Origin of the sequence: Psychrobacter immobilis (assembly GCF_904846185.1) — a bacterium.
Taxonomy (GTDB): domain Bacteria; phylum Pseudomonadota; class Gammaproteobacteria; order Pseudomonadales; family Moraxellaceae; genus Psychrobacter; species Psychrobacter immobilis_B.
Genome location: NZ_CAJGZQ010000008.1, coordinates 1 through 13,729, shown reverse-complemented (window position 1 = coordinate 13,729; position 13,729 = coordinate 1). Strand labels below are relative to the sequence as shown.

The window sequence follows — 13,729 nt, the reverse complement described above, 5'->3', positions numbered from 1 at the left end:
TTATTAAGAGTATATAGGAGAGTTTTTGGGTTTTAAAAAGAGACTGATGCAGGTTTAAGGTAAGGTTAAGCGCGATTGCTACGAGTGCCCCACCAAGACAATAGTGAGACTAAAATCGCGCCTAGCAGCATCAGTCCTACAGTGGTTAGCCAATGTGGACCAGTAGGATATTGCCATGGCATCACGTTGTTGATCGCGTCACTATTAAGCGCGCCTAACGCATCTACTTTCCATGGCCATACTTTCACAAGCGAGCCTGCGATAAAACCTGTGAGCAAGGCCAAAGTTGCCTGATAGTAGCGAGACAATAACCATTTAAGTGCGCGAGTAAATAATAACAATCCCGTTGCCATACCCGCAATGACCGTGAAGATTATCGTAAAGTTAAGGCTATGTACGGCTTGTAATACTGCGTCATAAGCACCTAATAGTAATAAGATAAAAGACCCAGATATACCTGGCAGTATCATGGCACAAATAGCGACTGCCCCTGCAAAAAACAAATAAGGCAAGCTTGGTGTGGTCGTGAGCAATGGTAAGCTGCTAATGACCACAGCGGCAACAAGACCAGTCACGAATAGTGCTGCCCGCCCTATATTCCAACGCTGAATCTCACTCAATAATATAAATACCGTTGCGACAACCAGTCCAAAAAAGAACGACCAAATAAATAACGGTTGATTATCCAATAGATGTTTGATAATACCGGCTAAAGTAGCAAAACTGGTGGCGATTCCCAATAACAAAAACAACAAAAAAGTTGCATCAACTTGTCGCCATACCGCAACCAAACCTTTGATTCCGCCTTTCTGTCGAAATATCTGCCAGAGATTGGGGCCGATGCTACTCAGGGCATTAATCAAGCGCTCGTAAATACCAGCAATCAGCGCAATGGTACCGCCAGAGACACCCGGTACGATATCCGCTGCCCCCATGGCCATTCCTCTGATATAAACCCCAAATAGTTGCTTTGGACTATCGGAGGATGCAGCAGTGCTGCTCTTATCCAGTGGTTGTGGCGCTGACGGCTCATTTTGCCGCGGTGATGGTGATGCCGTCATGGACAATCCTTTTTTATTTAAAAACACAGTGAAAGTTAATGCGATGCCGCTAAGTATGCTAATACAGTGATGCGAAAATTGACTGTCGCAATGTAGCAATGTAATAAGACATAAAAGCCAGATTAATGTTAAAAACACTAATCTAGCTCCATGGTATGGTATTGCGAGTGTAGTCGTTACTCCGTGGGCGCAAGTGCTGGATAACCAAGGGCATAAAATATGCCTTCAAGCCCTGTGACATTGATGGCGGCATCAGCACGTGCTTGCACAATGGGCTTGGCGTGATAGGCGACGCCTAGGTCAGCAATGGCCATCATCGGTAAATCATTGGCACCGTCACCGATACAGACCACTTGTGACATCTCGATGCCTAAGCGCTCCGCAGTATGCTCAACGATAGCCGCTTTTTTGGCACCATTAACGATGGGCAACTGTACGTGACCAGTGACTTCCCCTTCGTCGATATCTAGGGCGTTGGCGTGAACTTCGTCAATGCCTAATTGCTCAGCGATGTAGCGTGCAAAGTAGGTAAAGCCGCCTGATACCAGTACGGTATGGTAGCCCAAAGCCTTTAATGCACTGATGGTAGTGCGAGCACCCATTGATAGCGTCAAACGATTGCAGACATCATCTAATACATCGGTCGAGATGCCTTTTAGTAACGCCACTCGCTGTGCAAAAGATTCGTCAAAATCCATCTCACCGCGCATTGCCGCTTCCGTAATGGCTTCGACTTCTTCGCCGATGCCCGCTGTTTTTGCTAACTCAACGATGACTTCTTGCTCGATTAAGGTGGAATCCATATCAAAGCAGGCAAGCTTGTGGGTACGTAGCATATGACCGACTGATAAAATATGGCAATCGACAATGTCCAAGCGTTTAGCACTACTCGCTTGATGACTATCGTTATAAGCTTCGGTCAAGTCGTGACGCAAGCGCGTGGTCAGCTGATCATCAATGATGTGAGCTGCCGCGGTCTTTTTGCCAGGATGCATGAGCGTATCAGTGACTGGAACCAACAAATAGCGGAACACTTGTGCTTGAGTAAAAGGCAAGCGCTGTGCGTTTGCTGCCGTTGGCTCTGTATCAGAAACGGTAATATTGATAAAACTGGCATCAGTATCTTCAGCGACGGTGACCAAATGCCAGCTTGGCTGTTCGTCGACCCACGATTGCACATACTGGTGGATATCAAGCGTCGATACTTTGGTCGGTAGCACAACAATAAGAGCAAAAACTGGCAGGGACTGTAGCGCATCAAAATCTTGTAAGTTCGTGTTATCTGGTAACAGTGACGCAATAGAGTCAACGGCTTGTTGCCATGCTTTGCTGTCTTTTGGTAACGAGTAAGATGTATTGTGTGGCATGGCTCAATGGTCCCTTGTATGCTCATATAAGATTGGGAATAATAGCAGCTTTACTCGGCAGCGCCTATAGATGACGCGCAAAGTATCACCGTCGATTAAAGATGGCAGCAATCATTGAAAAATCATTTGAAATTGAATGTGATTATTATGATAAATTTATAAATCTACTAACGCTATAAGACTTATTATGGTGATATAGTAGATAAGATAAGCGGACTGTATTCATGATGATATCCACAATAATGCTCTCAGTCGCCGCTTACCAAATGTGCCGTAGATTATCCTGAGTATTAGTATTTGAGACAGCAGTTTTTAAGTAACCAAACCTTGTTGTAAATGTTATTTTAGGCAACAACAGAGGTGTCGGGTTATGGTACTTAAGTTCAATACATACTTATTAAGATGCGTACTATTATAGTTTTTTTAAATTCGCCAAAAAATGAGGGATAGCCTTGTTTTTTTAATTTCTCTTATCCAAAAAAGTTTACCATATCATGACGTATTTAGCGCCGCGGCAAGGGTTGTTTGCCATTATTCTTCTGGTTAGTTTTTGTTTGCAGACGTTGTTATTGGTCATCAGCACCGATCAACAGCTGAGCAAAAGTCGCGCGTTAAAAGGCGAGCAGATGGTCGCCCAGCTGATTGATGAAGCAAGGTTGTCTTTAGAAAATAAAGACCGTGTCAGCTTAAGTGTCATTGCCAATCGCTATACCAGCGAGCAAGACGTGACGCGCATATTGATTAAAGACAATAACGACGACATCTTGGTGCCTGTTGGCAATGCGCCCATGCAGCAAGGTGATACCATTCGGCAGATTGCTACCAATGGCGATTCGGTGATTGGCAGTGTGTCGTTGACGTTAAAAGATATTAGCAAAGGCGAGATTATCGCTATGCAATGGCCGTTCGTCATCGGTACGATGCTGCTGCATTTGTTGCTTTGGCTGGTTTATGGTTACCTTGCCCGTCCAACCAAAGAGCAAATTAACGCGCTCAGCCGCGATATTCAAGATTTGCATCGTGAGCAGTATATGCAAATCGATCAGCGCAGTTATGATCGGGATTTTGAACGCCGTGCCACGGATACAGATAGAGAAGCATCGGAGCATTCTGTAGAGAGTGCAACGGACAGTCAGCCAACCAATGCACACAAATTGGATGTACATAGTGAAGTAAACCAGTATTTAAGAACGCAACAAAATCAAGCGGCGACTGATACCACTGGCTCTAATAGTCAGCCTATCGATAGTACGACTGAAGAGCGAGCAGAGCATGATACTGCAAATGGTGCTGCCCAAGATGAGATAAGCCGCGCTCCTAAATCTGGTAGCGCCTCTCGGTTGTCTGCTACCCGCTCATTTGACAGTGTGAGAGTGCAGATTGTATTCCATGACGAGTTCAATATGCTTGAGCGTCTGGCACCGGCTCAGCGTTTACCTTATTTGGCATTATGTACGCAGCTATTAAACCAAGCGGTGACCGAGTTACTTAAGCAGCCATTGTTGTTGGGTGTCAGCGCGATGAACGAGCCGCGTTTCGATGACACGGGTGCTAGTGTGTTGTTAAAGGCGGACAATAGCCATGCCAAAGTGGCGTTAGCAGGCGTGATGCTGGGCAAGCTGTATTTGATGCTCAACAAAATCATCCATGACAAGCACATTGAGCTAAGCCGCTTTGCCCTTCCTGCTAAAGCAGGTGTCAGCGATGATGCACAGGCGCAAGCAATGACACAATTATTACACAGCGTCGGCAAAAAAGAGCAAATGCTGATTTTGTTACCCAATGCAGGTCTTAAGCAAATCAGCCACCATGTGCAGGTACAGAGTATCATGCGCCCAACCACGGTTTATGAGCGTGAATGTGCGGTGTTCGATGGTGGTAATGATTCGATGATCCAACGCTTAGCAGATGTGCGCAATGCGGTATTGATGATTGAAAGCGCAGATGAGTCGGCTATTTAATGCTACTTATATTCGCTGATTACTATACAATTGTCTGAGATATTGTCTCTGTCGTTATCTTTATATAGCCTAAAAATAGGGCGGTAATAATAAAAAGCATTGACAACGTGAAGTAGAGACTTTATAAGGCATATATATATTAATGTATTCTTAATACCCTTGCTAAAAATGATAGGAGTTTGTCATGAGTGACGCTGATATTGACGACGATTTTGATGATGATTTTGTCGACGATGATGATGCAAAGATGGTGGAAGAGGCCGAGACGAGCGTGCGTACGCGCTTAAGTAGTCTTGAGAAGCGTCGACTGATCGATAATTTGCTAGAAGAAAAGCGTTTGGCCAAAGAGCTAAAGGATGATCTAGACGATATAGACAATTTCGATGAAGATGGCGATGATTGGGATGATGACGATCTTTAGTTTTTAAACTTAAGTCATAGCCTAATGTGAAAGTGCTCAGTCATTTAAGCCGACTAAAGCCTTTTAATAACGGCATATTAGCTGACAGTGTAATGCTAATGATATCGCGATCGTTACTTTTTGACGGTTGCTCGCAACCCGCTCTATGCAGTTATTCTTATTTTATAAAGATGGTTTGGGTGCTTTGCCGAAACCATTTTTACCTTCAAATTATCCACTATTCTGCACTTAACCGATCGTTTATGGCGACTTCCGCACTCTATCTTTCAAGGACAATTACATCATGAGTAACCAATTAAGCTTCGATGAATTATTAGACTATTTGGACAATCAAGAGAGCCCGTTTGTGCTTGATAGTGTCGCCGCGCATGGTTTTTTGACAGCGACAGTTATTGGGCGTCCATTACCGAATTGGCTGGATGCACTGTTTGAAGGCCATGTTAGCGAAATCCCAGAAAATGTCATCGACGGTATCCAGCGCTGGCGCGATTCTATTATCGCTGAGCTAAAAAACGAGACACCTATTGAGCTACCGTTTGGTGAAGATGCGGGTGATGAAGAAGTGGCCGTTGATTTTTCAGATGAATCAGATATCGTTGCTTGGTCAATTGGCTTTGTCGATGCGATGTATGGCGATGAAGCCAGCGATTGGTTTGAAGATGAAGAAACGGCTGAAGATGTGGCTGTCTTGACCTTACCAATGATTTTGCTAAGCGGTATCGATGATGAAGATCCAGAGCTTGCAGAGATGCGTAAAGATGAAGACAAGCTGGCACAAATGGCCAATAGCATCGAAGGCAATTTGACTGAGTTATTTTTGTTGTTCCATACCAACGATTAGCCTTTTTTATCAATATACGGACAGCGTGGTTTGGTCTATATCCAAGTTGACGCTGTCTATATAACGTCACGGATAAGGTCGTATTATGACTGTGCAACTCTCCAATCTTGAGCATTTGCCCAACTATCAGATCACCGAGCGTTTAGATGTGGTGTACGGCAGTACAGTACGCTCAAAACACGTCGGCAAAGACTTGTTTGCTGGGCTAAAAAATATCGTTGGTGGTGAGCTGACGGCCTACACCGAGCTGTTAGAAGAGTCACGCCAAGAAGCGATCGATCGTATGGTCATCAAGGCAGAAGCCTTGGGTGCTGATGCCGTGGTAGGTCTGCGGTTTTCGACCTCTAGCATTGCCCAAGGCGCTTCTGAATTGTTTGTCTATGGCACCGCTGTCAAAGCCATACCGATGCCGCAGCAAGTCTATCAAACCCCACCAAGCGACTCTCATCATCATCAGTCTGGTCAACAGCCAAATCTACAAAATTCTGCACCGACAGCGACCGATGACTTGCCACGTTTCAACCCTTTTGGTTAGCTAACCAAATCTTAAAGCATCGATATTTTTTTCTGATAAGTTTATGACAAGAGACGTGCCATGAATAATTCCCTTACCCAAATGCTTATCAATTACGCACCGTTTATTTTACTATTCGCTGCTGGTTGGTTTTTTGGGTCGCGTCATGAGCGCCAACATCTCGCGCAGTTAAGCGTTGCAGAGCAAGAATTAAGCCATATTATGGTCTCAAGTGAGCGCTTTTATGTGCCGAAACTTGTTGCCAATACTGAAGGTGAGCTGGTACTTGGTAGCGTGGTTATTGCCCAAGATTATTTCAAAATGATTATCGCTAGGCTGTTGAGCATTTTTGGCAAAAACTTGACCACTTACGAGACCTTACTCGACCGTGCCCGCCGCGAGGCTCTTGTACGTATGCGTACCGAAGCACAAGCCAAAGGCTATAACCATATCTACGGCTTACGTCTAGAAGTTAGCAATATCAATCAATTGGGCAGCATGGTCGAAGCTATTGCCTATGGTACGGCAGTTATCAGTACTGACCGTCACTAAAGTCCTGCCAATTTAAGATATATTCTTAATCTTATGTTCTTTCTTATCCCCAAAATAAGCACTTATCTTAGTTATCCTTGCGTTGCTATCAATGTCTAACAAGAAATTATAGAGAGTCGACTATATTATGCTTGAACTTTTCTTCTGGGGCTTCCTGCTACTTTTACAGATTGTTTTTGGGCTACTGATGTTTTATGGTGTGTTTAAAGTGATGCTCTGGTCTAGTCGTACAAAGCTTTCAAAGCGTACTTCCAGCTCATCTTCTGGAGATGACATCAACAACAGTAATCATAGCGGATATAGCAGCAATGACTCTTGTGGTGACAGTGGTGGTGATGGTGGCGGGTGTGATTGATTCCTTTCTTAGCGACAAATCTGCTCGTTCTCAGCCTAAAAATATAAATAACGGTATACCTTAAAGTTTTTCTATACTTTTATATGGCGGATATCCTACGTTTGGATACTGACTGGTGAGTAGTTGAATAAAATAGATAAGGCAGACTTTACCCCTATATACTTGCTTTTACCATGTCTTATTTTTTGCTGTTTTTTAATTGATTATCGGTGTTTAACGGCTATTGATTATGAGGACACGCCTCAGCAAGGATTGCTAATCAGGCGTCATTTAATCAGCATACTCGGTCTATAAAATTCATCTATAAAATGAACCTATAAACAGCTCTTATCTACAAGGATGTAGTTATGGAAGGTCTTGCCATAGTCACGTTAGTCAATTCAGTTATCATTCCTATTTGTCTGTTTTTAATCATGATGGGCATGGGTCTGACCCTCGTCACCAACGATTTTAAACGGGTTTTAAAATATCCAAAGGCAGTCGGCATTGGCTTGACCAATCAGTTGATACTGTTACCTATCATTGGCTTTGCGTTAGCCAATATCATGCCATTACGCCCAGAGTATGCCGTCGGGGTTATGCTCCTCGTATTGTGTCCGGGTGGCACTACCTCAAACTTATTTACCTATTTAGCCAAAGGCGATGTGGCGCTGTCGGTGACGATGACCGCGATTGCGAGCGTGATTACCGTCTTTACCATTCCCATTGTGCTGAGCTTTTCATTGATTTATTTTATGGGCAGCGGTAGTGAGTTTGAGTTACCAGTAGTAAAAACGATGCTGACTTTGGTGGTGCTGACGATAGTGCCTATTAGTGTCGGTATGCTGATTAAACGCTATGCACCAACCGTTGCCGATCGCTCACAAGTTTATGTGTCTCGATTTGGGGTGATATTTTTAACGTTTTTAGTGCTGTTTTTGGGCTATGTCCAACGCGATATCATTGTCGACGCCTTTATCGCTACTGGTCCCGTATCGGTATTATTAAATCTCTCAACCATGGCGCTCGGTTATTATAGTAGTAAATGGGTCGGTCTCAACTGGGCGCAAAGAACCTCGGTGACGCTAGAAGTCGGTCTACAAAACAGTACCTTGTCGATATTTATGGCATTGACGTTATTATCTAACTACGATATGTCAATGATGCCAGCCATTTATACCTTGGTGATGTTCTTAAGCGCGGGGATTTTGGTGCGTATATTTAGCGCTCAACACGATAAGCTGAGAAAATCTGAAATAGAAGATAGCGTGTTGGCAGCGCGTATGCTGTAGATGCTGAAAACCCATAACAGGTTTAAATATTGAACCTTGTTATGGGTAATAGGTGAGTTATCTATTTATAGCATTTAGCATTTAGCATTAACCAATACCAATCAAGGTCGGCGGGTATTTATACTGGTTTTAGATTCCGCTTGTTCACTAGCCGTTTGTTCTTTCACTTTTTCGATTTGAAATAAGAAGGTACGGTTTTTGAGTACCGCCACAAACACCACGCCGCCGACGGTATTGCCCAGCAATATCACTACTAAAAACAGTAAATAACGCCCCAAGCTGACGGTATTGCCGTATAGCAAGGCAGAAAAAATCTCAATGTTGCCCACGATACTGTGGTGCAATCCTAAAAAACCAATACTGCCAGTAATAAGCGTCACCAAAACGATGCGGCTAAGGGTGTCGCGTGCTGAGGTCACAAGCCACGCAGTGACGCCCATCATCCAACCTGCTAAGATGGCGCTACCAAATATGACCCACCACCTAAATCCTAAAATGTGTTCGGCATAAGTGTCGATGTCGCTCACGCTAAACAGCTGCATATTTAAACCCAAACCTATCATCAATGCGGCAAACAAACAACCGCCAACGATGTTGCCAGCAATGACAATGCCCCAAAGGCGTAGCAGTTTATGCAGCGGTTCAATCTTGTTAAGCACAGGTAGGCTTAACAGCGATGTCTGTTCGGTGAATAATAGCGACTGACCAATGACGACGATGATAAAGCCAATTGGGTAAAGTAGGGAGGCGAGCACGATTGCGTATTGGCTTGGCAGTACGCCACTCAACAGCGCAAAAGCCGATAAAATCATAAAGAAGCTAATGCCAATCTCAAGCCCAGCGGTAAAGGCACTGGTAAACAGCGAGCCAAGCGAACGCTCAAAGGTTTCTTTGGCATCCATCACTTGCTCAACCAAGATACTGGCATAGCTCTTTGCTTGACTCAAGTTGTCATCATTGGCGACTTTTTTGATGGTTTCTTTATCTGCTTCGCTCATATCTTCAGAGAAATCTTCGTCTTCTAAACTTTCTGTCGCCTCGGTATCATCTGGCATCTCAGTTTTGCTAACGTCTTTATCTTCAGTAACAGATGGTTGGTAAGCGCTATCATCAATCAAGCGCTTATCGTCTATTTCATTAGCGTCAGATTCATCAGCTTGAGAGTGGCTGCTATTGTTATAGGTGTGCTCGGTATCTTTGGACACGGTCGGCTCGCTGTTTATAAGATCATGATTTTAGGATAAAGACGCCATTTATATGCTAGTGATGTTATAGAATATACCTCATAGCATGACCCATATTTTATAACATCACTAGCACTTATTTTGTTGGAATCTCATTCGATTGAGGGTCTTTATGGGCTTTTGCGCTTATTAATGGGGCAATGCCACTCTGCAAGTCTGATAAATTGCCTTAGCATCTAACAAAATCTGGTCATCTGCGTTAAAATCACTCTATTCATGATTTTCCTAATTTTTATATTCGCTTTAATCACATTCAATCAATAAAAGATAATGCCATTATGAGTAACCACAACCTCACTACATCTATTCAAGCGGCCTTAAGCCAGTTAGAGAATGCGTACAATCCTGCGGAAGTCGAAGCAGGCATGTATCAAGGCTGGGAAGAAAGCGGCTATTTTAAGCCGACGTTTGACAAAGAAAAGTCATTTTCTATCGCACTACCACCGCCGAACGTCACAGGCTCGCTGCACATGGGTCATGGCTTTAACAATGCGATTATGGATGCGCTCACGCGTTATCACCGCATGGATGGTGACAATACGCTGTGGCAACCGGGTACGGATCATGCCGGTATCGCGACCCAAATGGTCGTTGAGCGTCGTTTGGAGGCGCAAGGTATTAAGCGCCGTGATATGACGCGTGAAGACTTCGTCGATAAAGTGTGGGAGTGGAAGGAAGAGTCGGGCGGCAATATCACCAGCCAAATTCGCCGTTTGGGCAGCTCGGTTGATTGGTCGCGTGAGCGCTTTACCATGGATGATGGTCTGTCCAATGCGGTAAAAGAAGTGTTCGTTCGCCTGTTCGATGATGGCCTTATCTATCGTGGTAAGCGTTTAGTCAATTGGGATCCTAAATTCCAAACAGCATTGTCTGACCTAGAAGTAGAAAACCACGACGAAAAAGGCAGCTTGTGGCATTTCCGCTATCATTTCACGGACACAGAGCTGCTGACCCAAGATGGTAAAAACTATCTGGTCGTAGCCACCACGCGTCCTGAGACATTGCTTGGTGATACGGCTGTCGCGGTCAATCCTAGCGATGAGCGTTATGCACATTTAGTCGGCAAAACCATTACCTTGCCAATCACTGGTCGCGTCGTGCCTATCGTCGCTGATGATTATGTCGAAAAAGACTTCGGTACGGGCTGCGTAAAAATCACCCCAGCGCACGATTTCAACGATTATGAGTTGGGTCGTCGTCATAGCTTGCCATTGATTAATATCCTCGATGAGCGCGCCAATATTTTGCCAGCGATGGAAGTTTATCCTGACTTGCAAACGCGTGAGCCAGAATTAGAAACCACACCTAGCGAGTATGCAGGACTTGAGCGTTTTGCCGCTCGTAAGTTCCTTGTAGCGCAAGCAGGCGAGCAAGGCTGGCTAGAAGATATCGAAGACTACGCACTCAAAGCCCCGCGTGCTGAGCGTGGCGGTACGATCGTTGAGCCGTGGTTGACCGATCAGTGGTATGTCGCAGTTAAAGAGCTTGCCAAGCCTGCGATTGACGCGGTAGAAGACGGCAGCATCGAGTTCGTCCCTGCACAGTACAAAAACATGTATATGTCGTGGATGACGGATCTGCAAGACTGGTGTATCAGTCGTCAGCTGTGGTGGGGACATCGTATCCCTGCATGGTATGACGATGCGACGGGTGAAATCTATGTCGCCCGTGACGAAGCCGAAGTCCGTACTAAATACAGTCTCAGCGATGACGTGATCTTGCGCCAAGATGATGACGTACTCGATACGTGGTTCAGCTCAGGTCTGTGGACGTTTAGTACGCTTGACTGGGCAGACGTCAACGCCGATCCACGCGTGATGGACACCTTCCACCCAACCAGCGTGTTGGTGACAGGTTTTGACATTATCTTCTTTTGGGTTGCTCGCATGATCATGATGACCATGCACTTCGTGAAAAACGAAGATGGCACGCCGCAAGTACCATTTAAGACCGTCTATGTGCATGGTCTGGTGCGTGATGGCAATGGTCAAAAAATGTCAAAATCGAAAGGTAACGTCTTAGATCCGATTGACTTAATCGACGGTATTGATCTAGAAGCGCTGGTAGAAAAACGCACCAGCAATATGATGAATCCAAAAGACGCGGCTAAAATCGAAAAGCAAACGCGTAAAGAGTTCCCAGAAGGTATCCCAGCCTTTGGTACAGATGCACTGCGCTTTACTTTTACATCCCTTGCCAGTACGGGTCGCGATATCAACTTTGATCTCAAGCGTGTAGAGGGCTATCGTAACTTCTGTAATAAAATCTGGAACGCCAGCCGTTTTGTACTCATGAACTGTGTCGATAGCGAGGGCAATGCAAAGCCTATCGACCAAGCGGCAAACCCTGAGGTATGGGAATTGCCAGAAAAATGGATCATGAGTCGTCTGAACTCTACCGTTGCCCATATTCATCAGCATTTCGCTCAGTATCGTCTCGATATGGTCAGCCAAGATATCTATGAGTTTATCTGGAATGAGTACTGTGATTGGTATGTTGAGCTTGCCAAAGCCAGTCTAAATGATGACTCGGTATCGGATGAACGCAAAGCGCAAATCCGCTATGTACTGCTGCACGTGCTAGAGACGGCGCTACGCTTTAGCCATCCAATCATGCCATATCTGACCGAGCAAATCTGGCAGACGGTTGCGCCACTGCTAGGTCGCAAAAACACGGACAGCATCGTCGTCGCTGACTATCCAAAAACGGATGAGGCACAAATCAGTGAGCAAGTTGAGGCGGATATGGCGTGGCTACAGGAGCTAATCGCTAGCGTCCGTAATATCCGTGGTGAGATGAAGTTGGGCAACGCCGTACGTTTGCCAGTGCTGCTACAAAATATCTCGCTAGCAGAAGACGAGCGTCTATCACGTATCGCCAATCAGTTTAAAGCGCTTGCCAAAGTCGATAGCTTAACCATTCTAAAAGAAGGCGATGAAGTACCATTATCATCATCAAGCATGGTCGGTCAGTTACGCGTACTCGTACCGATGAAAGGTCTGATCGATCCAACGGCTGAGCTGGCACGTTTGGGTAAGTCATATGATAAGTTGAAAGGTCAATCTGAAGGTATCGCCCGCAAGCTAGGCAATGAAGGCTTTGTCAGTAAAGCACCTGCGGAAGTGGTAGAAGCAGAGAAAGCAAAACTGGCTGAGCTAGAAGGGCAGTTGACCGCAATGACGGCGCAGATGGAGCAGTTGAAAGCGTTGTAACTAAAGCATAAATATCTATAGTAGTAAAGAATGCTGTCACAATTGTGATGGCGTTTTTTATTGCCTACTAATTAGTCAACTAATTAATTCTTAAGCTTGAAAAAAACTCAATATTCGTGTGCTATTATTTACAGTCTATTTAGTATGAACTCGAATATATATAAGCTGCAAAAATTATCGCTAATAAAGTACCTACGGAAGTAGTCGAGGCAGAGAAGACGAAATTGACTGAGCTAGAAGTTTAGTAAACCACCATGACAGCGCAGATGTAGCAGTTGAAAGCATTGTAGTACTTCCTCGACTCTAATAATATCTTGATGTGCATAAGGCGATTTGCTAAGTTCTGTGTATATCAAATATATCCGTTTTAATTTTGGGTAAGCTGCACTGATATTTGTAGTCGGGATAAGAATTAAGAGTGTGATAAGTAATGTTTTTTATTTAGGATATAGTATGTATATTAGTCGTGTTTATATATAAGAAAATAAAAGGCTTAGAAATACTATCTTAAAATTTATCTTTTTGGTAATAAAGAATTTAACTCTTGCAAAACTACCAGTTCATTGACTTCTGCTAGCTGAGGTGCGATGACTAGTAATATTTTATGCAAGCAATCTAATGTAAATTTTGAAATCGTATTATTATTTATTAGTTTTGCTAGATAATTGATTTGGAGTAAAGTTAGATTAACATTTCAATTTACTTTAATTAGACTGATTTTAAAGGTTGTTTAATTTTTGGAAATATATGAATAAAAAAATATTTAAATCAAAATATTATATTAAAAAATATATAAAATGGTTATTTTTCGACTTAAATTTTTTTTGGTTGAGCTTGATAGGATTTACAATACCTTTTATTTTAATATACATATATTATCCAGATGGGGGGGCTCTGCTTAGACTGGGTGTTTCTGTACAGTTTGTAGGT

At 43.9% G+C, this 13,729-nt stretch carries 11 protein-coding genes; 8 read left to right on the top strand and 3 right to left on the bottom strand.

What is annotated here, in order from left to right:
- Positions 1–65 precede the first annotated feature (65 nt).
- Both JMW94_RS05865 and serB read right to left on the bottom strand, forming a co-directional pair.
- A complete protein-coding gene (locus JMW94_RS05865) occupies positions 66–1,061 on the bottom strand; it encodes a DUF368 domain-containing protein (protein WP_201602835.1) in 996 nt (331 codons plus the stop codon).
- A gap of 176 nt (positions 1,062–1,237) precedes the next feature.
- Positions 1,238–2,428, bottom strand: coding sequence for a phosphoserine phosphatase SerB (gene serB, locus JMW94_RS05860; protein ID WP_201602832.1), 1,191 nt, complete (start codon positions 2,426–2,428; stop codon positions 1,238–1,240).
- Positions 2,429–2,922: 494 nt separating this feature from the next.
- Here serB and JMW94_RS05855 point away from each other — a divergent pair, with 494 nt between their 5' ends.
- The 6 genes from JMW94_RS05855 (at position 2,923) to JMW94_RS05830 (ending at position 8,343) form a co-directional block, all read left to right on the top strand.
- Positions 2,923–4,389, top strand: coding sequence for a hypothetical protein (locus JMW94_RS05855; RefSeq protein WP_201602829.1), 1,467 nt, complete (start codon positions 2,923–2,925; stop codon positions 4,387–4,389).
- A 184-nt stretch (positions 4,390–4,573) separates the two neighbouring features.
- On the top strand, positions 4,574–4,810 hold the full coding sequence (locus tag JMW94_RS05850; RefSeq protein ID WP_045443968.1) for a PA3496 family putative envelope integrity protein: 237 nt from the start codon (positions 4,574–4,576) through the stop codon (positions 4,808–4,810).
- A gap of 283 nt (positions 4,811–5,093) precedes the next feature.
- A complete protein-coding gene (locus JMW94_RS05845; protein ID WP_055124803.1) occupies positions 5,094–5,651 on the top strand; it encodes a YecA family protein in 558 nt (185 codons plus the stop codon).
- An 85-nt stretch (positions 5,652–5,736) separates the two neighbouring features.
- Positions 5,737–6,186 carry a YbjQ family protein gene (locus tag JMW94_RS05840; protein ID WP_193009057.1) on the top strand — a complete coding sequence of 150 codons (450 nt, stop codon included), beginning with the start codon at positions 5,737–5,739 and terminating at the stop codon, positions 6,184–6,186.
- A 60-nt stretch (positions 6,187–6,246) separates the two neighbouring features.
- The gene (locus JMW94_RS05835) at positions 6,247–6,717 is read left to right on the top strand and encodes a YbjQ family protein (RefSeq protein WP_193009056.1); all 471 of its coding nucleotides are present in this window, start codon (positions 6,247–6,249) and stop codon (positions 6,715–6,717) included.
- Between the two features lie 702 nt (positions 6,718–7,419).
- A complete protein-coding gene (locus JMW94_RS05830) occupies positions 7,420–8,343 on the top strand; it encodes a bile acid:sodium symporter family protein (protein ID WP_045443973.1) in 924 nt (307 codons plus the stop codon).
- 101 nt (positions 8,344–8,444) lie between these two features.
- Here the strand turns inward: JMW94_RS05830 and JMW94_RS05825 are convergent, their stop codons facing one another.
- A complete protein-coding gene (locus JMW94_RS05825) occupies positions 8,445–9,548 on the bottom strand; it encodes a formate/nitrite transporter family protein (RefSeq protein ID WP_201602826.1) in 1,104 nt (367 codons plus the stop codon).
- A 317-nt stretch (positions 9,549–9,865) separates the two neighbouring features.
- On the opposite strand from JMW94_RS05825, the gene JMW94_RS05820 reads away from it, so the two are divergent.
- Positions 9,866–12,799: a valine--tRNA ligase gene (locus JMW94_RS05820; protein WP_201602823.1), complete on the top strand. Its 2,934-nt coding sequence runs from the start codon at positions 9,866–9,868 to the stop codon at positions 12,797–12,799.
- A 747-nt stretch (positions 12,800–13,546) separates the two neighbouring features.
- A partial coding sequence (locus JMW94_RS14855; protein WP_227685433.1) for a hypothetical protein occupies positions 13,547–13,729 on the top strand: 183 nt, incomplete at its 3' end.

Excerpts from the sequence above, each read along its gene's own strand:
- JMW94_RS05865 (WP_201602835.1), bottom strand. The coding sequence starts at position 1,061 with ATGACGGCATCACCATCACCGCGGCAAAATGAGCCGTCAGCGCCACAA.
- serB (WP_201602832.1), bottom strand. The coding sequence starts at position 2,428 with ATGCCACACAATACATCTTACTCGTTACCAAAAGACAGCAAAGCATGG.
- JMW94_RS05855 (WP_201602829.1), top strand. The coding sequence starts at position 2,923 with ATGACGTATTTAGCGCCGCGGCAAGGGTTGTTTGCCATTATTCTTCTG.
- JMW94_RS05850 (WP_045443968.1), top strand. The coding sequence starts at position 4,574 with ATGAGTGACGCTGATATTGACGACGATTTTGATGATGATTTTGTCGAC.
- JMW94_RS05845 (WP_055124803.1), top strand. The coding sequence starts at position 5,094 with ATGAGTAACCAATTAAGCTTCGATGAATTATTAGACTATTTGGACAAT.
- JMW94_RS05840 (WP_193009057.1), top strand. The coding sequence starts at position 5,737 with ATGACTGTGCAACTCTCCAATCTTGAGCATTTGCCCAACTATCAGATC.
- JMW94_RS05835 (WP_193009056.1), top strand. The coding sequence starts at position 6,247 with ATGAATAATTCCCTTACCCAAATGCTTATCAATTACGCACCGTTTATT.
- JMW94_RS05830 (WP_045443973.1), top strand. The coding sequence starts at position 7,420 with ATGGAAGGTCTTGCCATAGTCACGTTAGTCAATTCAGTTATCATTCCT.
- JMW94_RS05820 (WP_201602823.1), top strand. The coding sequence starts at position 9,866 with ATGAGTAACCACAACCTCACTACATCTATTCAAGCGGCCTTAAGCCAG.